Below are 23,154 nucleotides of genomic sequence, written 5' to 3'. Positions count from 1 at the left end.
TTATTCGCTAAAATCAAAATGATTCCAGAATGTTGGGAACCCCTAAAGGGTTTCCAAACACTCTGAGAAAGATATCCCCTTTGGGATATCTTTTGTTTTTTAGAATTGACTAAGCTATAAAACCATATATTTAAACCGTAATATAACTAATACGGGGGGATATATGTATGGAACAAAAGGAATTGCGCTTACGGAACGTACAATATTTGATTTGTGATATTATGGATGCAATGAATGTGGAGAGTGAAAAGAAGAATCTAGAAACATTGCAGAAAGTAATTGACCACCTTTCAGGGGCGATCGGGGATTTGGTAGATCCAGCCAGTACGTATTCAATCGATTATGTAGAGAGAAAAGTTCATACAGCACATTATTTATTGTTTAAAAATGATCGGAAAGCGTATTTATGTAGAAAATAAAAAAGAGATGTTTTATTATTTTCTTACATATTGATAATGATTATCATGTAGAGGGAGTTTGTATGAAAATCCGAAGAAATAAAAATAAATTCCAAGTTGACACATATGAATTGCAGAATTAAAATGAAAAGAAATCGAATACAATACATTAGAAGCTAATCAGATAAACTGAAGGCGCACAATGTTCACGTTTGTGAATATATTGTGTGCCTTTTTCTATTGTATAAACTAGGGGGGCTTAACGATGAAAAAGTGGGGTAAGACAGCGTTTATGAAAAGTACAGGTGTTTTATTATCAGCAGTTGTACTTTTATCAGGGTGTGGTTCGGCAACATCCACTAGTAATTCTGAAGGAAGTGGAGATAAACAAACAGTTGAGCTTTTAAATGTTTCGTATGATCCAACGAGGGAGTTATATCAAGATTTCAATAAAGATTTTGCGAAGTATTGGAAAGAGAAGCATGGGCAAACAGTAAATGTAAAACAATCACACGGGGGATCTGGAAGTCAAGCGCGCTCTGTTATTGATGGCTTAGAAGCAGACGTTGTTACACTAGCACTTGCTTATGATATTGATGCGATTAGTAAGAAAAAACAATTAGCAGAAGATTGGCAGAAGCGACTTGCGAATAATTCCACTCCGTACACGTCAACAATTGTATTTCTTGTTCGAAAAGGAAACCCGAAAGGAATTAAAGACTGGGATGATTTAACGAAAAAAGGTGTGTCTGTCATTACACCAAACCCAAAAACATCAGGCGGGGCACGTTGGAACTATTTAGCGGCGTGGGGATACGCACTGAAAAAATATAATAATAGTGAAGATAAGGCGAAAGAGTTTGTTAGCCAAATTTATAAAAACGTAGAAGTATTAGATTCAGGAGCGCGCGGAGCAACGACAACATTTGTTGAAAAAGGAATTGGTGACGTATTAATCGCATGGGAAAATGAAGCGTTATTATCTCAAAAAGAGCTTGGAAAAGATAAATTTGAAATTGTAACCCCTTCTATTAGTGTACTTGCAGAACCACCAGTAGCGGTTGTAGATAAAGTCGTTGATAAAAAAGGAACGAAAAAAGTAGCAGAAGGGTATCTTGAATATTTGTACTCAGAAAAAGGACAGGAAATTGCGGCGAAAAACTTTTATCGTCCTCGTAATGAAAAAGTAGCAGAAAAATATGCATCCCAATTTCCGAAAGTTCAATTATTTACAGTAGATGAACTATTTGGTGGCTGGAAAAAAGCACAAGAAAAACACTTTAATGACGGCGGCGTATTCGATAAAATTTATCAAAAATAATGCGTACTACTAAAGGGGGATGAGGTGAAAGAGGATGAGGAAGAAGCGTGTTTTACCAGGGTTTGGATTATCGCTTGGATTTACAATGTTGTACATGAGTTTATTCGTACTTATACCACTTTCTATCGTATTTATTCAAACTTCACAGTTAGGTTGGAAGAAGTTCGCTGGGGTTATAACGAACGAGCGTGTGTTGCATTCCTATCAAGTTAGTTTTACAACTTCATTTGCAGCTGCTATTGTAAATGCCATTTTCGGTTTATTAATAGCTTGGGTGCTCGTACGCTACAAATTTCCAGGGAAACGACTATTAGACGGACTCATTGATTTACCGTTTGCACTTCCGACAGCTGTAGCTGGTATTACACTTACAACGCTTTATGCGGAAAATGGATGGATTGGGAAAATATTTAGTCTGTTTCATATAAAAGTAGCTTTTACACCACTCGGAATTATCGTTGCGCTTACTTTTATCGGTTTACCATTTGTCGTTCGAATGGTGCAACCAGTGCTGCAAAATATTGATAAAGAAGTAGAAGAGGCGGCTTCGAGTTTAGGTGCATCCCGCTTGCAAATATTTGTGAAAATCATTTTACCAGAGATCTTTCCCGCTCTTCTTGCAGGTTTTTCACTCGCATTTGCAAGAGCATTAGGAGAATACGGATCTGTCGTTTTCATCGCAGGTAATATGCCGATGAAAACAGAAATTGCACCACTGATGATTATGACGAAACTAGAACAATATGATTACGCGGGGGCAACAGCTGTAGCGACCGTGATGCTTATTATTTCTCTCCTTTTCCTTCTGCTTATTAATATGATTCAGAGCTGGAGTAGAAGGCATGAACTAAAAAGTGAATAGGAGGAGAGAAAATGGAACCAACAGTATTAGAAAAGAACATAGTAAAAAGCGTATCAGCTAAAAAAGAATCTAAGCTTGTACCAGGCGTATTAATTACGATTACAGTTTTATTTTTATCTCTCTTTCTATTACTGCCGCTCATAACTATTTTTCTAAAAGCTTTTGAAAGAGGGATGGATGTATACATTGCCGCTATTACAGATCAAGAAGCATTTTCAGCAATTAGGTTAACGCTTCTCGTTGCGTTAATCGTTGTGCCTCTTAATACGATATTTGGGGTAGCGGCCGCGTGGCTTATTACAAAGTTTCAGTTTAAAGGAAAACAAGTATTACTCTCTCTTATTGAACTGCCGTTTGCTGTGTCACCAGTTATCGCAGGATTAGTATTCGTTTTACTTTTCACACCGAGGGGTGCTCTTGGCGAATGGTTACTTGAACATGGAGTGAAACTCATTTTCTCTGTACCAGGCATTATTATCGCAACAATCTTTGTAACCTTCCCGTTCGTTGCACGTGAATTAATTCCGATTATGCAGGTGCAAGGGAAAAGTGAAGAAGAGGCAGCTTTATCACTTGGCGCAAGTGGCTGGAAAATGTTTTGGCGCGTTACACTTCCAAATATAAAATGGGGTCTTTTATACGGCATGATTCTATGTAATGCCCGTGCTATCGGTGAGTTTGGAGCCGTTTCTGTCGTATCAGGTCACGTGCGTGGTATTACGAATACGATGCCGCTTCATATTGAAATTTTGTACAATGAATATCAATTTTCAGCAGCATTTGCAGTAGCGACGTTAATGTCATTAATTGCAGTGTTTACACTCATTATAAAAAACTGGATTGAATGGCGAATGGAAAAACGCCAATGAGAGGGGGATTACGGTGAGTATTAAAATTCAAGGTGTATCAAAGCAATATGGTACATTTCAAGCACTAACAGACATTCATTTGGATATTCCAAAAGGTGAACTTGTTGCCTTATTAGGCCCGTCAGGTTCTGGGAAAACGACGTTATTACGCATTATTGCAGGATTAGAAGAAGCGGATGGAGGCTCTGTTTCATTTGATGGGGAAGATCTAACAGACATTCACGTGAAAAACAGGCAAGTCGGTTTCGTCTTTCAGCACTATGCGCTCTTTAAACATATGAATGTATTTGAGAATGTCGCTTTCGGTTTAAAAGTAAGAAAGAAAAGCTTAAGACCGTCAGCAGAAGCGATAGAAGAAAAGGTAACAGAATTATTAAAGCTCGTAAAAATGGATGGCTTTGCTAAACGTTATCCAGCGCAATTATCTGGTGGACAACGTCAACGTATTGCACTAGCCCGGGCACTTGCAGTCGAACCGAAAATTTTATTACTCGATGAACCGTTCGGTGCACTCGATGCGAAGGTGAGAAAAGAATTACGCAGATGGCTCCGAAAATTACATGACGAATTTCAAATTACGAGCGTATTCGTAACGCATGATCAAGAAGAAGCGTTAGACGTTGCAGACCGCATCGTTGTAATGAATGAAGGCTGCATTGAACAAATGGGAACACCGGAAGAAGTATATGAAAACCCAGCAAGTCCGTTTGTATATGACTTTTTAGGAAATGTAAATTTATTTCACGGCCGCGTTCATAAAGGAAAACTAAATGTAGGATCGGTCGAACTAGAAGCACCAGAGCATAAGCACGTTTCCAACGTAGACGGAATAGCCTACGTAAGGCCGCATGACTTATCAATCTCTCGTACGAAACAAAGCATAGATGCAATCCCGGCAAAAGTATCTTATTCTCACGCAGTCGGAAATGTCGTATATGTAGAATTAAAACGAGACGAAACAGATGAATATTTAGAAGCAGAAATTACGAAAGAACAGTTCAAACAGCTGAACATTCAAGCGGGTGATTTCGTATACGTACAGCCGAAAGAAGTGAAAGTGTTTATTCCGGAGGATTTTGTAATTTAAGAGTGTTTACTCTTAAATTACAAAATCTATTAATAAGAAAAGGTCTCCTAAAAGATATTTTAGGAGACCTTTTCTTTGTTTATCGTAATAACTTTTTCTCATATGAAATGTAGTCGGAAGTTTGTATATATAATAGCGGAGCGTGTTCACACAACTATTTGGTACGAGTAGTAATGAAGATATTCTTCCTACGTTCTTACATAAAATTTTTAATTTTGGATATTTGTATCATATGTTTCTGCGACAAACACAAAGTCTACATGCTCTTTATCAATAAAAATACTTGTTTTAGATGGAAGACCTGTTATGGTAGAAACAATATCAACCTCAACAAGGTCAAATCCTACACGATAAGCATCTTCAATTTCAATTCCACCAGTTAGAAAATGCAATCCATCCCCAAATGACTTAAATACAAATACATTTTCTTTCAAACTTTTATTATCCATTTCAATCCATTCTTCGTTAATATAAATCTTAAATGTCGTGCACTTTGGAACACACTCGATGTGATGTATCCCTTTATAACTATTAAGCGAAAACATATAGGTATGAGTTTCTTTAAAGTTAATATCTATCCCGTATTTAAAAGCAAAAGTTTTATATACCATCTCATAAAACAATGGCATTACAATATCATCCCATGCGTCATAGGCAAAAGCATGAATTGGTATTAGATGAGGATATAAACTTACAATCGCTTTTTGAAAATTAAGTAAGATGGTTGTATCTGTAATTTCTTTTAAAGAATCATCTATTTCATGATCATAATCTTTCGAAATTCTGTTATCAATCATATGACAAACTCCTTACATAGTCTTCTCTATACTACGTTTTTCCGCATCATCAGTTACGTTCCTTCTTCAACTAAATTGCAAGTTTAACCGATGATTCCAAAAGGCCCTTGTCTTATTTTATCAATCGTTAAATGGGGTGGGGATACTACAAGCATTAATGAGATAAGAAATCGTCTTTTCTTTTTTATGATAGATTTATTTATCTTTAAACTTCAATTATATAATAAAAAAAGTATTCTGTGATTATGTTTAGGAAAATGTTGTTAAATTGTCGGATTTTGTACACGAAATATTCTAAATTTTAAAATTATATTTACTTTACTCTTTCTTTTATTTAAATTTGGATATGTAACATTGTTGTGTTAAAAAATATTTTAGCGAGGTGAGTTTATGGAAGGTAAGAAACAAAAGAAATGGTATAGGTACTTAATCCAACTTATTGTAGTTGCATTAATTGTTACTTCTATACCACTGAGCGGATTGGCGGAAACGGCACCACCGTTTACACCATCTCCAAATTCAGAACAAATTCCAGAAGTGGAAAAGAAAGAGGAGCAGGAATTACCAGCTCCACATCCAGATCAATTAAAGAAGGATAAGGCTAAAGCACAGGCGAGTCCGACTGAGATTGTAGAAGAAAGAACGGAAACCGAAAAGGTTTTTGATAACAATGATGGTACTTTTACAAAGAGGGTATATACGGAACCGATTCATGCAGAGAAAGATGGAAAGCTAGAAGAGGTTTCACCGAAATTAGTAGAAGCACCAAATGAAAAAATTGTAACGGAAAATACAACATTAGAACCAGAGTTCGAGAAAGCGACACAAGATGGAAAGTACGTTCAATTTAAAGTAAAAGATCATACTATTCAGTATAAACTAATAAGTGCAAATGGTGAAACAGGTGAAATGAAGCCATCACCAGTCACTGCAACACATGAAAATAATACAGTATGGTATAAAGGGGTCTTCCCAAATATTGATTTAAAGAGTACGACATTCAATGAAAATGTAAAAGAAGATTTTGTATTACGTGAGTATACAGGACACCACATTTTTACATTTGCATTAGACACAGATTTAACACCTAGCTTACAGGAAGATGGTTCAATCGACTTCCAAGATGAGAAAAAAGAAAAAGTATTCACATTGCCGAAACCATATATGAATGATTCCAATGTGGACCAGCAATCAGGTGAGGCTGTAACGTCAGATGCAGTTCGCTACAATATTGAGAAGAAAGATGAAAAAACATATACATTAACTGTTACTGCCGACCCGCAGTGGCTACAAGCACCAGAGCGAAAATATCCGGTATATGTAGACCCTTCGGTTCAGTTGAAGGATTTTGATAATGCATATGCTTCAAGTGCATATCCAACTGTCAATTATTCAGGAGGAAAGCTTTGGGATGCTGGTCAAAATGCTTATACGTTAAAAGTAGGATATTATGATGGGTCATCTGGGACAAACTTTGCATTTATTAAACCAGACGTTTCGAGTTTTAAAGGTGCAAATATTGAAAGTGCAACATTCAATGTACATACCATTTGGCATTATTATGCGAATCAACCAAATGGTGTTTGGTTAGATGAAGTAACGAGTGCCTGGAATGAAGGTAGTTTAAATTGGAATAATAAACCTGGTTCAAATAATATTGCACATGCTGATGTAACAAGAGGACAATTGGCGAAGTTTAATGTAACTAACACAGTAAAAGCATGGGTAGAAGGCGCGAGACAAAACAATGGCTTTAAGCTACATGCAAATGGTAATGGTCAAAACCATTGGAAGAAATTCATTGCAGCTGAAAATGGAACGAATGCACCATTCTTGGAAGTGAAATATTCCTACGCAAAACCGAATAAGCCAAGAGTACAAGCTTACTCAAATGGCAGTGGGAGTGGTTCAGGTCACTTCAATGTACAATGGGACGCAGTTCCAGGAGCAACAGGTTATAAAGTTGCCATTTTTAATGGATATGACTATGAATATATTCCTGTTGGGAATGTGACAAGCTGGACGACGAAAGATAAAAAAATATTCCCGACGCCAGAAGAAATTGCACAAGGGCGTTACTGGATACATGATGATGGAAACGGTGCAGAAGCGCCTACTAACCCAGGACAAATATATAAAAATGCTTACGAGGCAGGAGGTCCGTACGGGGATTATAGCGGAAGAAGTAGCTACTGGATTCGTATTGTAGCAGAGTATCCGTTTGAGGATAGTCCACTTTCAGATGAAATAGTTCCATTTATTCCATTAGAACAAGTGAAAAAGCCAGACGGATCGGCCTATATTAATGCGACAGATAAGGAAACAGGATATGTCACATTAAAGTGGGATGCAGTTCCAGCGGCTGCAGGCTATAAAGTTTGGATTTATAACGGAAAAGATTACGAAGCGTTCGATGTAGGAAATAAAACAAATTGGACAACGCAAAATGAGAAAATTTGGCCAACGAAAGATGAAATTGCAAAAGGCCAATATTTACTTCATCATGATAAAAAAGGTGCAGAATTAGCAGTTGATCCATCACCTGTGTATAAGAATTCTGGCGGAATTTATGCTGGGTTTAAAAATTATTGGTTCCGTGTAACAGCGTATAGTAAAGCCGGACATGCTGAAAGCGAAATTTCGCATGAGTTTGTACCTAAATTTGCTCAAGACTTTGGGTTTATAGGGATGTTTGATTACTGGGCATCAGTTCCGGTACTAAATGGTACAGTGAATGCTACAAATGGTAACTTTATTATGAGTGAGAAAGATATTACGTTATCAGGGCGCGGACCGGATGTATCAGTAGAAAGAACGTATAATAGCCAAAGTAAAAAAGTAGGTTTATTTGGTACAGGTTGGTCTAGTGGATTAGAAGAAAGAATTTTGGCTGAAGGAAATGGAAACTTACTATTAATTTCTGCCGATGGCGCAAATATTACTTTTACTAGAACGGGAGATAATACGTACCAAGCTCCTACTGGTATATATTTAGAAATTAAACAAGTATCAGGCGGATATGAAATAAAAGATAAAGACCAAACAGTTACTTTCTATAAATCTGGAGATGCACAAGGGCGTATCCAGTATACAAAAGATAAATACGGAAATACGACGACATATGAGTATGATGGGGAATCACGTTTATCAAAAGTGAAAAATGCTTCTGGCAAAGAGTTAGTCGTACAATATGATGGAAATAATAAAAAAGCAGCAAGAGTAATCGGCCCAGATAGCAAAACGATTACATTTAAATATGATGGAGATTTACTCGTTTCTTCTACAACACCAGAAGGAAAAGCATATAAATACGGATATGACAATGGTTTACTAACATCTATTTATGATCCGCAACATACAGATGCAAAACCATATAAAACATCGTATGCATACGAGAATAATAGATTAGTAAAAGTAACGGACCCATTAGGAAAAGCTACGACATTAGCATATAATACAGATGCGAAAGAAGTTACGTTAACGAATCCTAAAGGACGTAAAACTGTTTATACGTATAACGATGCTGGAAACCCAGTCAAAACAGTTGAAGATTCTGGACGTCTAAATTTAACGACAACGTATGAATATAATGCAAATAACCTAGTAAAAACAACAACTCCTAAAAATCAAACAGAAACAGCGACCTATGATGGTAATGGGAATGTAACTTCTGTTACTGATGAAATGGGAACAGAAAAGTTTGAGTACAATAAAGACAACGGGCTTATAAAAGCGACAGATAACGAAAATCGTGAAACAACAGTTGCTTATAAAGCAGCGAATACAGAAGTGTCTGAAACTGACCAAGCAGCAAATACATCATCTTTCATGCAGTATGATCAGTTTGGAAATCCAATTGCAACAACTAGAGAGCTGGGAACAGGAGAAAACCTGATTCAAAATCCAAGCTTTGAAATGAATGGTACGGAAAAATGGGTACCAGTAAATGCGAATAATTCCGGATCTATTATAAAAGATGCAACATCAGCACCAGGTGGTCTGGGCGGAGAATCATCACTTAAAATTTCAACAAAAGCAACGAATAATGATTGGGGCTATATTGCTGCAATTCAAGAAGTAACGTTAGAACCAAATACAACGTATACGTTAAGTGGTATGATAAAAACGGATTTAGCCAATGGTGCTGGTTTCTTCAATGTACAGTTATTAAATGAAAACGGTGCTGGTGTAGATGGTGGATGGCATGATACTCGTCACAATAAAGTTCAAGGAACGAGGGATTGGGTTAACCGTCAAGTTACTTTTAAAACAACAGAACAAACGAGAAAAGTACAAATCTATTTACAAGTAGAAAATGGCGGTTCTGCTACGAGTGGTTCTGTCTGGTTTGATAAGATTCAACTAGAAAAAGGTGAAGTTTCTTCTAGCTTTAACCCAATTGAAAATAGTAGTTTAGAAAATATGGCGGGAAATGGCTGTATGCCAGGTTGGATTAGAGGAGATGGAACAAGCTGTGATCCGAAAGATGTTTCTCAGCAAGAGAGCTTTACGGGACATTCATCTATTGTATTAGAGCGTAGCCAATATGGAGGATCAGATGTTGGCTATAGTAAAAGAGTTATATTGAATCAGAAAAAGGCAGAAACATTAACGCTAACAGGAATGTCTAAATCTGAAAATGTAGAAAATGATGCGCCAGATAAACTTTCTCGAGACTATGCGATTTGGGCGGATGTACATTATCAAGATGGCAGTGGTGAAAATTATCAAGTAAAATTCCCAAGCGGTACAAATGATTGGAATCGTAGTGCGGTTGTAATTCCAGCTAAGAAACCAATTAAACATATTCAGGTGTACCTATTATTTAGAAACAATAATAAAGGGAAAGTATGGTTTGATGATATTCGTTTACTAGAGGGTAACGCTCTTATTAAAAACGAGTACGACAACGACGGAAATGTTGTTGCGACGTATGATGAAGAAGGACAGAAGAATACATTCACATACGATGCATCAGGAAATAAAAAGAGCGAAACCGATGAAAAAGGAAATACAAAACTATATGATTACAACAAAGATAATCTATTAACGAAGGTTACCTTAAAAAATGGTACTTCTGTAAGCTATCTTTATGATCATAATGGAAACACAACAGAAAAATCTGTCATGTTTGGTGGGAAAACGCAAACACACAAATATGAATATGATGTAGATAATAAAAATACAGTGTATATCGATGCGTTGAACCGTCGTATTGAACATACGTACGATGAAAATGCAAACAAGATTAAAACAGCAATGCCAAACGGTTCTATTTTAGAGTCTGTATATGATACAGCAGATCGCGTCGTTGGTGAAAAGCGCAATGGAAAAGATTCATTTACATTTGAACGTGATCAAAATGGACAAGTTACGAAAGTGAAAGACCATGTCAACGGTGTAGAACGAACAAAAACATACGATAAGGCTGACCGCGTTACAAGTGCAACAGATAGCCGAGGCGGAAAAATTGACTGGGCATATCACGACAAAGCAAACAGTAAGACAGAAAAGTTAAAAGAACAAACAGTAACGCAAGGTGGATACACAAATAAAGTATCGTATGACTACAACACGCTAGATCAAAACATTCGTGTGACGGATGGTTCGCAAACGTATCGATTTGATTACGATGATCAAGGAAATGTTCGTACGTATACAGCTGGAAATGGTTCAGGTTCTACTTTCAACTATGACCATGCGAACAAGATTAAAGATTTAGTAGTAGGTACATCAAATAGCATTCTACTTTCGGAACGCTATGAATATGACCAATCAGGCAACCGCACGAAGATTAAACATGAAGGTGCGGGCGGAAAAGTAACAGAAACAAACTTTGTATATGACCCGATTAACCAACTATTAAATGAAACATTACCAAACGGAACAACTAAATCATACACATATGATGGATTTGGAAACCGTACAAGTGTGAAAGTTATAGAGAATGGAAAAGAAACAAAGTCTATAGCAGCAACATTCAATGAAGGAAATCAACTTGTAAAATTCGGAAATGAATCGTTAACATATGATGCGAATGGCAATCGTACATCAGACGGAAAGTACAAGTATACATGGAATGAAAATGACCAAATTGTAGCGATTACAAAACAAGGTGAGAGCAATGCATTTGCGACTTATAAATATGATAATGATAGTCGTCGTATTGAAAAGAGTGTAAATGGTCAAGTAACACGTTATTTCTATGATGGAGATAGTATTAATCCGTTATATGAGACGGATGGTAGTGGAAATGTTCTTCGTCAATATGTATACTCAACAAGTGGCGCGCGTCTAGCGATGAAATCAAAAGGAGAAACGTTATACTACCACTACAACCCTCGTGGTGATGTCATTGCAATGACAGATCAAAATAGAGAAGTTGTAGCAACGTATGAATATGATTCATGGGGTAACGTATTAAAGAGCGACGCAAAAGGTATCGCAGCAGATAATCCATTCGGATATGCAGGATACATGTATGATAAAGAAATTGGTATGTATTATCTGATTGCACGTTACTATAATCCAGATCATGGTGTGTTCTTATCGGTGGATCCAGATCCGGGTGATGAGGATGATCCGGTTACTATGAATGGGTATACGTATGGTGATAATAATCCGGTGATGATGGTGGATCCGGATGGGCATTGGGCATATCGTCCTTGGGGAACGACACAATTGTGGGTTTATGATAAGAGAACGGCTTATGCCAATGATAGAGCAGTACGAGCCGGAATAAAAGGTTGGGCAGAGAGCTATAGTTTTAATCTTATGGGTGGAGGGAATTTTGTTAGTAAATTGGGACCATTTATAACGGGAGCATCTAAAGGGTGGAAACAATCTAAAACAAAATCAAAGGTAAAGGCATCTCAAGTAAAAGTTGGAAATCGAAAAGGGATGCAAAGTGTGTTGAAAGGTGCAGGTAAACAAGCAATAAAGGCTGCTATAGTAAGAGGTAGTAAAGCTGTAGGAGTATATGGGTTTGCTGCGGACGCAGGCATCTTCTTGTATGAATATCAAAAAGAGTATAAAAAAGCCTATATAAATTATAGGCCTAAGAAGAAAAAAAGAAGATAGGAGATGGTTTTTATTGAAGGTGGAGCAATTATTACATGGAGTATAGGGATAGGTTGGATTTTATATTTGTCAATAATGTTCTTAAAATCAAGAGAATACATTCCGTTTACTATTACAGTAATATGGCTCATATATATAATAGTTATAATCTTCACTCCATATTTTAACTTTTTAAGTTGGGGTATTAAAATTTTGATTTTATTCTTTTTTGCGCTGGCTGTTTGTTGCTCATTTGTGTTTTATAAAACTAGGTGATTTCTTTTATTAATAGAAATTGTGTAGTTGATTGGAAGTACGATGATAGTAAGTAGGGACATAACTTTATGTCCTTACTTATATAGGAAGAGATAGATCAACTTGTTGCCTTAACGAGAAAAGGTGAAAAGAACGTAAACGGACAAGTAACCCGTTACTTCTACGACGGTGACAGCATTAACCCGCTATACGAAACAGACGGGAACGGAAAAGTCCCCCGACAATACGTTTACAACAAAGACGGCGTCCGCCTAGCAATGAAAATCCAAGGTCAATCGGTATACTACCACTACAACCCGCGCGGTGACGTAATAGCAATGACCGACAAGGATGGACAAATAGTCGCAAGCTATGAATATGATGCATGGGGGAACGTCCTAAAGAGCGAAGCGAAAGGAATCGCAGCGGATAATCCATTCGGGTATGCAGGATACATGTATGAGAAAGAAATTGGTATGTATTACTTAATTGCAAGATACTATAACCCAGATCATGGTGTGTTCTTATCGGTGGATCCAGATTCAGGTGATGAGGATGATCCAGTAACGCAGACTGGGTATACGTATGGTGATAATAATCCGGTGATGATGGTGGATCCGGATGGGCATTGGGCATATCGTCCTTGGGGAACGACACAATTGTGGGTTTATGATAAGAGAACGGCTTATGCCAATGATAGGGGAGTAAGAGCGGGAATAAAAAGTTGGGTTGAGAGCTATGGTTTCAATTTTTCTGGAGCTGGTAACATAGCGGGGAAGGTTATGCCTTTTGGAATAGCTGGATATGCAGGTTGGTCTGGATCTATAAAACAATCCAAACAAAAAGCAGGTAGCGTAAAAGTTGGCAATCGAGTCGGAAAACATGTAGTTGTGAATAATGCGAAAAAAACAGCGACTAAAGCACTAATTATGAGGGGAAGTAAGGCTTTGGGGGTATATGGATTTCTTCCAGATGCAGGAGTATTTTTAGATGGATATTATAAAGGGTATAAAACAGCATATAAAAATTATAATCCTAAAAGAAACTCTAAGAAAAGTAAGAGATAGGAGCGGTATATGTCTAGTAGTGAAATTATTTATGGTGTTTTTGCTTTTGGCTGGATTATATATGCTGTAATTATTACTTGGAGGGCAAAAGAATATAAGAGATTGAGTGTAGTGTTAATATTATTAGTTTATATGATTTTGATAGCTTTTACTTCTTATTTTGATTTTTTTAGTTGGAAGGTTAAATGTTTAGTTGTATTTTCTTTATGTGTGCTTTTTATCATAGTTGGCTTTTTTGAAAAAGAAAAGTAAAGTTGACTCAGTGTATCTCAAAATTTAAACAGTTAGTTTAATTTTGGGGTACACTTTTTTATTTAACATAACATCTTCATTCTTTAAGAATAGAGGAGGATAAAAGATACATGGATAAAGAATATGAACAACTAATAGTTAGGAGTTTTTCCCAAAAAAATCCAGGATGGAATTATTTTTGAACTAACTTCACCCAAAAAAAGAATGAAGGCATTAGGTCGTTTGGCGCATAATTATGATACTATCTTAAATTCTATGTATTTTGAAGCTATCCCAAAAAATATGGTATACGCTGAGGGAATATCAACTCAATTAAAAAGCTATGGAGCAAATGATTCTTGTTACGTAATGTCCCTTATTAGTGAAATTGATGGGAGTTTTATGAAATTAGAATGTGCAATAGAAAAAGTTATGTGGCGTGGTTTACCTTGCTTAATTTCATGCATACCGAATAAATTATTATATTTTCAAGCTGAGCAGGTGAGCGGTCCCCCTGAAAGATATATTCTACGTAAAAGTTGAATAAACTAAAAAATTCATCCCTATAAAAATATATACAAGGCACAAGAAATAGTGACACCATCAATACATTATATGAGTTATATGGAAATGGAACTATACTTCGTCAATATGTATATGCTACAAGTGGTACGCGCCTAGCGATGAAATCACAAGGGCAAACGCTATACTATCACTATAACCCACGTGGTGATGTAGTCGCGATGACGGATCAAAATAGAGAAGTTGTAGCAACGTATGAATATGATTCATGGGGTAACGTATTAAAGAGTGACGCAAAAGGTATCGCAGCAGATAATCCATTTGGATATGCGGGATACATGTATGATAAAGAGATTGGCATGTATTATCTGATTGCGAGATACTACAACCCAGAGCATGGTGTGTTCTTATCGGTGGATCCTGATCCGGGTGATGAGGATGATCCGGTTACTATGAATGGGTATACGTATGGTGATAATAATCCGGTGATGATGACAGATCCGGATGGGCATTTAGCATGGATGGTATTAAACGCAGGATTCGCAGCTTATGATGGGTATCAAGCGTATAAAAAGAATGGTTGGAAAGCAGCTGCAGTAGCTGTTGGTGTCGGATTAGTTGGTGGAGCAGCTTATAAAGGTGCGAAATTAGCATATAATACATTTAAATATGGCAAAAAGCTTAATTTTACTAATACTACAGTTGGAAATTCTGTATCAAATTTTAGGGTTAATATAAGTCTGCGCCAATTACACAATAGATTAGGAAAAGCAGGATGGAATCAAGACATAACTTACCGAAATGGTTTGCAAATTAGGAATTTTACTAAAAACGGAAGGAAAATAACTACTCGCAATGGATCGAGTAATGGTGAGAATACTGCTGAGTATTATGGAAGAGGGAAGAAAAAAAAGAAAGATGTTATTAAATTTAGGTTAAAGGGAAAGGGGAAAAAGGTTGAGAAAAATAGATAGCTTATTTCAACTTACCGAGGAAGAGTATAGTTTTGTTTATAAAAGAATTGCCGAGATGGTAGATATGGAAAAAAGTTTACCAGAGTATGTAGTCAGGGGTGACCTTGATAAATATGTATTGTTATTTAGTTGTTATGATTTTGGTGCTGAGGGATTTATTGATTCGTTAAAACAAATAGGCGAAGTTTTAGGAGAGCGTACGGCATATATATGTACAAAACAAACTTTTCGATATCGAACTTTTCTATTTTGGACTAAGAGCGGATATTATGATGAAGATGTAAAAAAGGCAGCAAAGTTTGATGTGAATATATCATCAGAAGACTATTGGGATATTATCACATGGCGGGAAGAAAAGGATGGAAAAGAGTTCGGATGCTCACTGCGTGATCATTTTGTACTTTATATACTATTTTCTTCTGGAAAGGTATTGTTGGTGATTGATGTTCGTGACGACGTAGCGTTGCTAATTAGTGAAAAAGATATTTATAGGGATCAGATGATTGATACAACGATATGGCAGCCTCTTTCTGATTTTCTTATTGAAACGGAGGAGTACCATAAAGAAATTTTTCGCGATGGAGGAAAAAGGTATAGGAAAGCTTTAGTTGAAAACTATGCTGGTCTGCAATAAAGGAATGACAATGCAAGTATTGAAAGTAGTAATATTTTATACATGTCGTTCTAGGATTATAAAATTAATTCATTGCTAATATTCTTTTTAATGATGAGTGGAATATAAAGTTTTATAGATTCAGTGCATCTCGAAAATTAAACAGGTAATTTTTGAGATGCACTTTTTATTTTAAATAACCTATTACTCCTAAGGCAGAGAGTATCACCCTGTTATATGGGATAGATGGAAATGGGACTGCCCTTCGTCAATATATGCATTTAATAAATGGTGTACGTTGAGCAATGAAATCACGAAGATAAACAGTATACTACAACTTCTTCATGGTGACGTAGTCGCGATGACAGATCAAAATAGGGAAGCTGTAGCAACGTATGAATATGATGCATGGGGTAACGTATTAAAGAGTGATACGAAAGGTATCGCAGCAGACAATCCATTTGGATATGCGGGATACATGTATGATAAAGAAATTGGCATGTATTATCTGATTGCGCGTTATTATAATCCAGATCATGGAGTGTTCTTATCAGTGGATCCTGATCCGGGTGATGAGGATGATCCGGTTACAATGAATGGGTATACGTATGGTGATAATAATCCGGTGATGATGGTGGATCCGGATGGGCATAAAGCATGGAAAAAGAAAGCAAAACGTATTTGGTATGCAACAAAGGCTGGCGCGAAAGCTGGTGGGAAAGCGTGGGTTGATAGTTATCTGAGTATTGGAAAAGGGTTGGCTTTGGGCGCAGGGTATTTTTATGGGTATGCTACAGGTAAACAGAATTATATAAATAAAAATAAGCCGGTCTATAACAAAGCATATGTAAATAAAGCTGCTAGAAAAGCAGGTTTAAAAGTAGGTCTCAAAGCATTTTGGGGCTTTGGATTAATAGAAGATGCTTATGTTTTTGGTTCGGCAGCATACAAAGGGTATAAAAAAGCATATAAAAACTATCGCTAAAATAATAAAAAATTCAGAAAGTGATCTTGGTGAATATGATGATGAATTTTAATAGTGTAGAGAATTTATTTTCGATACTTTTAAAGTATCCAGTACGTATAATTTTAATATGTATTGGAATAGGCTGGATTTTTAAATGTATCAAACAAGGTTACTTATTTTCAGCCGTACTTATGTTAACGATACTTACACTACTTTTTATTGTTACATTTACAAACATATTAGGGTCTGTTTTAAATGGTATTCCTCTTGCTATACAATATGTTGGTGTAGTATTTTTGGTAATAATATCATGTGTTATATTTGATTATGAATCTTCTCGTAAGTAAACTACTCACAACTTATCGCTCTTGCAGACTGTTTCCTATGTATGTGTGTTGGGTTAGCCAGTGGGATTTTATAAAAGTAAAGGGGGAAGATAATTAGTAAAATGGAGATGAAAATACATTTATTGGTATTTCTGCTGAAAAAGAGACGTTATAGAGTGGTAACGATTTTAGTGTAAGTCTAATATATAATCATAACAGCCTTTACTCCATATAGGGCGTTCTTGATTAATAAAATTAATTTATTAATCATAATATCTTTGATGATTATTGGTTGTTGTTTTTGAAAAAGAAAAGTAAATTCAGTGCATCTCAAAATCTAAACAAATAGTTTGATTTTGAGATGCACTTTTTATTTTAAATAAACAGCAAACCTTATGTGTACTGCTGATGCTATGGAAAATAAACCTATACAATTCGGAAACGAATCTTTAACGTATGATGCGAATGGTAATTGTACATCTGATGGAAAGTTCCGTTAATTACAGAATGAAAGATTATATAACTTCTAACAATGCGCTTAATACGAGCGTAGCTATGATTAGAGAGTTTTGCATGTGTAGAATAACTCTAAAAATATAAGGATATATTCTGAGGGCGTATGATTATATAGTATATTTATTGATTCGAATCTTTAAAAGGAGGGGAAACATGGGGAAAATAATAGGGATTATTCTGATTATAGGTGGTATGATTCCATTAATTTATGCAATGATACAAATCTATCGGCAATGGAAAGAAAAAGGGTCTTCTTTTGCTCTTAAATCAATAATTTTCCTAGCCGTAAGCATTTTGCTAGATACTGCAACAACTATTATATTGTGTATGGCAACAGTATTCATTGGTATTTGTTTAATCATCTACACATAATAAGTTCAAGAAGGCTAACTTATCGATTGTTACTAATTGGAGGGATTGGATGAACTTCATTTTATATGGATCTAAACATACAGTTTTAGCTTCCGTTTTTGACTCATTTCAAGGTAGGGAAAAAGAGTTTAATTGGCTTATAACAGACATGGAGATTGTCGCACATCAGGAAGAGAAACTTATCCGAGATTATCCTAAAATGTCGCATCCAATAGTTTGGATAGCAGGTGAAGATCTTTCAAATCTCGTAAATAAATATAATCCTCAATTTATTTGGGGCGTACTATCTGCGTTTGATAAATCTATAAAAATTGATATTAATAATTTGCTTGTAGAGCCCTATGCAAATGGAAACGAAGGACTCTGGGTACCAAGTCCAAATATCCAGCACCCTCAAGCAAAACTTGAAATTGTTTGTTGGGATTCCAGTTTGATGTTGTTATTAAGTAACGATATAAATATTGATGATAAATTTAGAAATTACTTTAAAGAAGCTAGGGATTTAAATGCCTATAATTCGGAATTTTGATTTTAATGGAGACAACATTAATCCGTTATACGAAACAGATATGAAAAAGGGAACGGTATGCGTACTCTACAAGTAGCGTATTATAAGGTGAAAAGCGGATTCTCTATGAGGAGAATTAGATTATTATTGATTTATAAAAACAATTAGGAATAATAAACTTAATATTATTAAATGAGAATAGTAGGATGGAATAGGGATAAATATAACTTTGAGAGAAAAGAAGGTGTACTATGGAGTTTACATTCGAAAAGGTTCAACGTATTGAAGATGCAAATATATACCGTGTTAGTAATATAACTGATATTTATGAAACAGATTTATTTGATGATTATAATCGTAATGTTGATAATTTAAGTTTACTTGTTCAAGAGAGGATTAATCAGTTTATTGTACATGTAGATAAATCTGAGGAAAAAAATGTGAAAGAAGAAATAGAGTCTAAAAACATTTCCTACACAGTTTTTGATTCGGGAAGAAGGAACATTTTCTTTGTTTTTGATTCTATACCAAGGACAGAAGTATCATATATAATCAAGTATTTTTATGGTGTAAGTATAGAAAATACTTTTGCTATTATCAGTTTAGGAAATAGCGTTGGTATTAAACTAGAGGAAATAAATCAAAGTAAATTGATGAAGTGTTTAATGGGAGAATGTGTTGTACCACAAATCGAATTAGTTCCATCATCGGCGTGTGCATTTATTCAATATGATGGTGCGCTTTTAACAATTGCTAGTAATAATTTCGATATTTATGCAACATGAAAATAATAAGAGGTAATTAAATGATTTTTTTAGCGCAAGGAGATACTGGAGATATCCAAAGTTAATTAATATATATATGTCGCACCACTTATATTTTTCAGAAAAGGTAACTTTAAGAATATAGGAGGATAAAAGATACATGGATAAAGAATATGAAGAACTCATAGTTAGGAGTTTTTTTCAAAAAAAAATCCAGGATAGAATTATTTTTGAACTAACTTCACCTAAAAAAAGAGTGAAGGCATTAGGGCGTTTGGCGCATAACCATGACACTATCTTAAATTCTATGTATTTTGAATCTATCCCAAAAAATATGGTGTATGCTGAAGGAATATCAACGCAATTAAAAAAATATGGAGCAAAGGATTCTTGTTACGTAATGTCCCTTATTAGTGAAATTGATGGGAGTTTTATGGGATTAGAATGTGCAATAGAAAAAGTTATTTGGTGTGGTTTACCTTGTTTAATTTCATGCATACCGAGTAAATTATTATATTTTCAAGCTGAGCAGGGGAGCGGCCCGCCTGAAAGATATATTCTACGTAAAATTTAAAAGTATATCCCTATAAAAAGATATATAAGGTAGGAGAAAGAGTGGCACCATCAATCCATTATATGAAACAGATAGAAAGCGTCCCCCGCTAAATAAAAGTAATAATTGAAAAGGATGAGTGATTATGAGGTTTTTTTTGAGTGGTGAATTAGAAGGTGACATTGCTGAGGAATTTATAAATATAATTTCAGAAATCGGTAGTGACCTTGAAAAATTAAATAGTAATAATTATGGTAGCGAAGTAGAAGAAATAGCTATAATCCCTATAGTAGTTAACATAACTCCGGAATATGAAGATGCGGGTTTTCATAAAGAAAGAAAGCTCTTGAAAAGGAAGAGTAAAGAAGCAGATTTTAGATTAAGGATTGACTATGAAGCATTTTTATCTGCAGATTATGCTACGAGGAAAATATTGATAATTGGAAATATTGTTCAATCTATTAGACTGTTAGGGGAAAAGGCTACGTCGGACTTTAATGCAATAAAGTTAGAACAAGATATTTTACAAGTTTTTGATATGAAAGAGGGGATATAGTAGATACTCATATCGAAGTATTAAATGAAAATAGTAAGATGAAATGGGAATAAAATAATTATGACCTTGAGAGAAAAGAAGGTGTATTATGGATTTTACATTCGAAAAGGTCCAATATGATAGTGTACTTTTAACAATTGTTAGTTTTTCCCTTCAGGAAAGAATGAAGGGATGTTGGATGTAAATAGTCTGTGAAGGAGAGAATTTAATGTTTCCAATAGGTGAACAGCCACGCATTCTTAAAGATTTGGCTGGAATAAATGAAGATGTACAAGAGTTAGCTATTAGCGGTAAAACAAAGAATATAGAACTATTAGGAGAATTGAAAATTAGGGATTTATGGATTTTCACAGTAAATCAAACGCAGTTTGATAAAATTATGGAGTATGTTAATCCAGAGATACTCTATATCGATGAAATGAGGGTGGAGAATTTATCGAAACTACAAAAAATGTCTAATTTAAGAAGATTATATTTAGGTTGGAATCCTAAGAATACAGATTTATGGGATTTGAGTTATAATAACAACCTTTCTTATCTATTAATACAAGGTTTCTCTAAATTAGAAGATTTATCGCCAATAAAAGATGGAAAGAAGTTAGAAGGTCTTTTTTGGGAGGAGCAATAATGAAAACTCTTAATGTAAAAACATTAGATCCAATCGGTGATTTAGTAGAATTAAATGAGTTAACTTTAATGAATATTAAAGTTCAAGATCGTTCTTTAGAGCCATTAATGAATTTGAAAAGACTTAAGAAATTAAATGTATCTAATCAATTCCCTATGGAAGAATACGCTAAATTATCGGTAGTATTACAAAATACAGAATGTGAATTTTTTAAACCATATGTACGCATGGAGTCCACAGAAGGAAAAGATATTATGATGATTGGTAGAAAAAGACCTTTCCTTAATTCGAAGATAGATGCTGAAAAAATAAGGAAATATGAGCAAGAATTTAAGACGGTGCAGGAAGAATTTAGAGATGGAATGAAATGAATGTAGTCCCTAAATAAGGGGCATGTGGAAGGAGTAATGATATGGATGTTTATGAGTTAATTAGTGATGTAGATTCAAAAGAAAAATTATTAGAGTTTTTGTTTCATCTTCAAAAAGATTTCAAAGAAAATCAGGATGAGTGGGAGAATATAACATTAGAGGATTAATTAGAATCAATGGAAGCATGGGTAAATGATTGTGAGGGATCCTACCAAAACAGAGGTGAAGAGATGCCTGAAAATATATCATGGGGCTTTATTGCACAGGTGTTATTGGCGGCAGCTCACTATGAATAAATTTAAATAGATTAATTTATTGAGGTCTAATTTAAAATAAAAGCGAAGAGTCTAAATAGCAGTTGAAGATCTCTCAAATCTCGTAAAGAAATATAATCCTCAATTTATTTGGGGCGTACTATCTGCGTTTGATAAGTCTATAAACATTGATATTCATAATTTGCTTGTAGAGCCCTATGCAAATGGAAACGAAGAACTCTGGGTACCAAGTCCAAATATTCAGCATCCCCAAGCAACACTTGAGATTGTTTGTTGGGATTCGTATGTAACGCTTTTTTTAAGTAAAGATGAGGACATCGATGATAAATTTCAAGACTATTTCAAGTCTGTTAAAAAATTGGATTTTTAAATAGGTCGTCCTTGAGTAATAAAATGAATGTATGAATAATAATCTCTTTGATGATTATTGGAATATTAGCTAGTATTTTTGAAAAAGTAGCTTGTAAAATTTCGGAGTGAATTGTTAACTTTTGATGCGATAGGAAATCGCAAATAAATTTATGAAGGAGAATTTAGAGTTGGTAGAGTTTTTTGAATATTTATTAATTTTGGTTTTAAATATGCTAGTAGCATCTATCGTATTTTTACAAGAGTACTGCATAGGTAGTATAAGACTGTCTCATTATAGGAGAATCTTTGCTACGGTCATGGCTATACGTTCATTGGTGAGTATATGGATCATTTACCCTATGACAGCTACTCTGTTAGGGACGCTAAATATTTTAGTGATTCAATCAATTATATTACTTTTCCTTTGGGGGCTTATGCAGTGTGTAAAGAAGTACGGAGGAAAGTGGTATATTACAATGATTGCACTTATTATTTATGGTCTTAGCTGTTATTTTCATATTATGTATGCGAAAACTGTATAGATAATGAGAGGGTATTTGTGGACCTAGTTACATGATAGTAAGAATCTTTAATAAAAATTATAATAAAATGATGTCAAAAGGGAGACTAAAAGTGCTTATAGAATTTTTAGAATTCATTTCTATCTTGGCTTTAGTAGTTGTATTAACATTAACTGTTATGTTGCAAGATATATTTTTTATAAATATAAATAAACAATATACTGAAACACGTATTGGGGCGATTATTTTTTGTATTCGGATGTTGTTCGGGACATGGGTAGTATTTGTTACAGAAACTACTATAATTGCTGTCTCAAAAGTGACTGCAATTCAATTAATTATATAAGTTACGTTTAATATTTTAACAATTGTTCAGTTCCTAACCTTTGAA

The 23,154-nt window shown here is 35.0% G+C and carries 19 protein-coding genes and 5 pseudogenes; 23 read left to right on the top strand and 1 reads right to left on the bottom strand.

Features of this window, described 5'->3' with window-relative positions:
• Nucleotides 1–167 precede the first annotated feature (167 nt).
• From ACODS7_RS24785 to ACODS7_RS24765, 5 genes are all read left to right on the top strand, one after another.
• The gene (locus ACODS7_RS24785; RefSeq protein ID WP_029442087.1) at nucleotides 168–419 is read left to right on the top strand and encodes a hypothetical protein; all 252 of its coding nucleotides are present in this window, start codon (nucleotides 168–170) and stop codon (nucleotides 417–419) included.
• Nucleotides 420–663: 244 nt separating this feature from the next.
• Entirely contained in the window at nucleotides 664–1,719 is a 1,056-nt protein-coding gene (locus tag ACODS7_RS24780) for a sulfate ABC transporter substrate-binding protein (protein WP_029442088.1), read from the top strand.
• A 34-nt stretch (nucleotides 1,720–1,753) separates the two neighbouring features.
• Complete coding sequence (gene cysT, locus ACODS7_RS24775; RefSeq protein WP_001227879.1) at nucleotides 1,754–2,581, top strand: sulfate ABC transporter permease subunit CysT; 828 nt, start codon at nucleotides 1,754–1,756, stop codon at nucleotides 2,579–2,581.
• An 11-nt stretch (nucleotides 2,582–2,592) separates the two neighbouring features.
• Nucleotides 2,593–3,450, top strand: a complete 858-nt coding sequence (gene cysW, locus ACODS7_RS24770; RefSeq protein ID WP_088114547.1) for a sulfate ABC transporter permease subunit CysW — start codon at nucleotides 2,593–2,595, stop codon at nucleotides 3,448–3,450.
• Nucleotides 3,451–3,463: 13 nt separating this feature from the next.
• Nucleotides 3,464–4,537 carry a sulfate/molybdate ABC transporter ATP-binding protein gene (locus tag ACODS7_RS24765; RefSeq protein WP_243169007.1) on the top strand — a complete coding sequence of 358 codons (1,074 nt, stop codon included), beginning with the start codon at nucleotides 3,464–3,466 and terminating at the stop codon, nucleotides 4,535–4,537.
• A gap of 209 nt (nucleotides 4,538–4,746) precedes the next feature.
• Here ACODS7_RS24765 and ACODS7_RS24760 read toward each other — a convergent pair whose 3' ends face one another.
• The gene (locus tag ACODS7_RS24760) at nucleotides 4,747–5,334 is read right to left on the bottom strand and encodes a hypothetical protein (RefSeq protein ID WP_000566764.1); all 588 of its coding nucleotides are present in this window, start codon (nucleotides 5,332–5,334) and stop codon (nucleotides 4,747–4,749) included.
• Nucleotides 5,335–5,724: 390 nt separating this feature from the next.
• On the opposite strand from ACODS7_RS24760, the gene ACODS7_RS24755 reads away from it, so the two are divergent.
• The 18 genes and pseudogenes from ACODS7_RS24755 to ACODS7_RS24670 form a co-directional block, all read left to right on the top strand.
• Nucleotides 5,725–12,414, top strand: a complete 6,690-nt coding sequence (locus ACODS7_RS24755) for a DNRLRE domain-containing protein (protein ID WP_243169006.1) — start codon at nucleotides 5,725–5,727, stop codon at nucleotides 12,412–12,414.
• Nucleotides 12,415–12,758: 344 nt separating this feature from the next.
• Nucleotides 12,759–13,715: pseudogene (locus ACODS7_RS24750) on the top strand (RHS repeat-associated core domain-containing protein); the annotation flags it as partial.
• Nucleotides 13,716–13,724: 9 nt separating this feature from the next.
• Nucleotides 13,725–13,967: a hypothetical protein gene (locus tag ACODS7_RS24745; protein WP_243169005.1), complete on the top strand. Its 243-nt coding sequence runs from the start codon at nucleotides 13,725–13,727 to the stop codon at nucleotides 13,965–13,967.
• A 204-nt stretch (nucleotides 13,968–14,171) separates the two neighbouring features.
• A complete protein-coding gene (locus tag ACODS7_RS24740; RefSeq protein ID WP_445079719.1) occupies nucleotides 14,172–14,489 on the top strand; it encodes a hypothetical protein in 318 nt (105 codons plus the stop codon).
• Between the two features lie 47 nt (nucleotides 14,490–14,536).
• A pseudogene (locus tag ACODS7_RS24735) lies at nucleotides 14,537–15,442 on the top strand (RHS repeat-associated core domain-containing protein); the annotation flags it as partial.
• A complete protein-coding gene (locus ACODS7_RS24730; RefSeq protein ID WP_243169004.1) occupies nucleotides 15,426–16,076 on the top strand; it encodes a hypothetical protein in 651 nt (216 codons plus the stop codon). The pseudogene ACODS7_RS24735 and the gene ACODS7_RS24730, both read left to right, overlap by 17 nt.
• 277 nt (nucleotides 16,077–16,353) lie before the next feature.
• Nucleotides 16,354–17,040, top strand: coding sequence for an RHS repeat-associated core domain-containing protein (locus ACODS7_RS24725; protein WP_243169003.1), 687 nt, complete (start codon nucleotides 16,354–16,356; stop codon nucleotides 17,038–17,040).
• 977 nt (nucleotides 17,041–18,017) lie between these two features.
• Entirely contained in the window at nucleotides 18,018–18,236 is a 219-nt protein-coding gene (locus tag ACODS7_RS24720) for a hypothetical protein (RefSeq protein ID WP_064532846.1), read from the top strand.
• 49 nt (nucleotides 18,237–18,285) lie between these two features.
• A complete protein-coding gene (locus tag ACODS7_RS24715; protein ID WP_243169002.1) occupies nucleotides 18,286–18,765 on the top strand; it encodes a hypothetical protein in 480 nt (159 codons plus the stop codon).
• Nucleotides 18,766–18,995: 230 nt separating this feature from the next.
• On the top strand, nucleotides 18,996–19,529 hold the full coding sequence (locus ACODS7_RS24710) for a hypothetical protein (RefSeq protein WP_000397230.1): 534 nt from the start codon (nucleotides 18,996–18,998) through the stop codon (nucleotides 19,527–19,529).
• A 139-nt stretch (nucleotides 19,530–19,668) separates the two neighbouring features.
• Complete coding sequence (locus ACODS7_RS24705) at nucleotides 19,669–20,082, top strand: hypothetical protein (RefSeq protein ID WP_043936596.1); 414 nt, start codon at nucleotides 19,669–19,671, stop codon at nucleotides 20,080–20,082.
• Between the two features lie 124 nt (nucleotides 20,083–20,206).
• Nucleotides 20,207–20,617 carry an Imm44 family immunity protein gene (locus ACODS7_RS24700; RefSeq protein ID WP_017674277.1) on the top strand — a complete coding sequence of 137 codons (411 nt, stop codon included), beginning with the start codon at nucleotides 20,207–20,209 and terminating at the stop codon, nucleotides 20,615–20,617.
• Nucleotides 20,618–20,825: 208 nt separating this feature from the next.
• A complete protein-coding gene (locus ACODS7_RS24695; protein WP_243169001.1) occupies nucleotides 20,826–21,245 on the top strand; it encodes a hypothetical protein in 420 nt (139 codons plus the stop codon).
• The gene (locus tag ACODS7_RS24690; RefSeq protein WP_243169000.1) at nucleotides 21,245–21,616 is read left to right on the top strand and encodes a hypothetical protein; all 372 of its coding nucleotides are present in this window, start codon (nucleotides 21,245–21,247) and stop codon (nucleotides 21,614–21,616) included. Before ACODS7_RS24695 ends, ACODS7_RS24690 begins: the two co-directional genes overlap by 1 nt.
• Before the next feature lie 41 nt (nucleotides 21,617–21,657).
• A pseudogene (locus ACODS7_RS24685) lies at nucleotides 21,658–21,912 on the top strand (DUF7660 family protein).
• A 55-nt stretch (nucleotides 21,913–21,967) separates the two neighbouring features.
• Nucleotides 21,968–22,261, top strand: a pseudogene (locus tag ACODS7_RS24680) (hypothetical protein); the annotation flags it as partial.
• A 169-nt stretch (nucleotides 22,262–22,430) separates the two neighbouring features.
• Nucleotides 22,431–22,784 carry a hypothetical protein gene (locus ACODS7_RS24675; protein WP_000229074.1) on the top strand — a complete coding sequence of 118 codons (354 nt, stop codon included), beginning with the start codon at nucleotides 22,431–22,433 and terminating at the stop codon, nucleotides 22,782–22,784.
• A 91-nt stretch (nucleotides 22,785–22,875) separates the two neighbouring features.
• Nucleotides 22,876–23,106 (top strand): annotated as a pseudogene (locus ACODS7_RS24670) (hypothetical protein); the annotation flags it as partial.
• Between the last annotated feature and the right edge of the window lie 48 nt (nucleotides 23,107–23,154).

The sequence above is a fragment of the Bacillus sp. FG16 genome (genome assembly GCF_057809515.1).
This window is presented reverse-complemented; position numbering and strand designations above follow the sequence as displayed.

What these genes read in the sequence shown, in the direction of transcription:
- ACODS7_RS24785 (WP_029442087.1), top strand. Translation starts at nt 168, where the DNA reads ATGGAACAAAAGGAATTGCGCTTACGGAACGTACAATATTTGATTTGT.
- ACODS7_RS24780 (WP_029442088.1), top strand. Translation starts at nt 664, where the DNA reads ATGAAAAAGTGGGGTAAGACAGCGTTTATGAAAAGTACAGGTGTTTTA.
- cysT (WP_001227879.1), top strand. Translation starts at nt 1,754, where the DNA reads ATGAGGAAGAAGCGTGTTTTACCAGGGTTTGGATTATCGCTTGGATTT.
- cysW (WP_088114547.1), top strand. Translation starts at nt 2,593, where the DNA reads ATGGAACCAACAGTATTAGAAAAGAACATAGTAAAAAGCGTATCAGCT.
- ACODS7_RS24760 (WP_000566764.1), bottom strand. Translation starts at nt 5,334, where the DNA reads ATGATTGATAACAGAATTTCGAAAGATTATGATCATGAAATAGATGAT.
- ACODS7_RS24755 (WP_243169006.1), top strand. Translation starts at nt 5,725, where the DNA reads ATGGAAGGTAAGAAACAAAAGAAATGGTATAGGTACTTAATCCAACTT.
- ACODS7_RS24745 (WP_243169005.1), top strand. Translation starts at nt 13,725, where the DNA reads ATGTCTAGTAGTGAAATTATTTATGGTGTTTTTGCTTTTGGCTGGATT.
- ACODS7_RS24740 (WP_445079719.1), top strand. Translation starts at nt 14,172, where the DNA reads ATGAAGGCATTAGGTCGTTTGGCGCATAATTATGATACTATCTTAAAT.
- ACODS7_RS24720 (WP_064532846.1), top strand. Translation starts at nt 18,018, where the DNA reads ATGGGGAAAATAATAGGGATTATTCTGATTATAGGTGGTATGATTCCA.
- ACODS7_RS24715 (WP_243169002.1), top strand. Translation starts at nt 18,286, where the DNA reads ATGAACTTCATTTTATATGGATCTAAACATACAGTTTTAGCTTCCGTT.
- ACODS7_RS24710 (WP_000397230.1), top strand. Translation starts at nt 18,996, where the DNA reads ATGGAGTTTACATTCGAAAAGGTTCAACGTATTGAAGATGCAAATATA.
- ACODS7_RS24705 (WP_043936596.1), top strand. Translation starts at nt 19,669, where the DNA reads ATGGATAAAGAATATGAAGAACTCATAGTTAGGAGTTTTTTTCAAAAA.
- ACODS7_RS24700 (WP_017674277.1), top strand. Translation starts at nt 20,207, where the DNA reads ATGAGGTTTTTTTTGAGTGGTGAATTAGAAGGTGACATTGCTGAGGAA.
- ACODS7_RS24695 (WP_243169001.1), top strand. Translation starts at nt 20,826, where the DNA reads ATGTTTCCAATAGGTGAACAGCCACGCATTCTTAAAGATTTGGCTGGA.
- ACODS7_RS24690 (WP_243169000.1), top strand. Translation starts at nt 21,245, where the DNA reads ATGAAAACTCTTAATGTAAAAACATTAGATCCAATCGGTGATTTAGTA.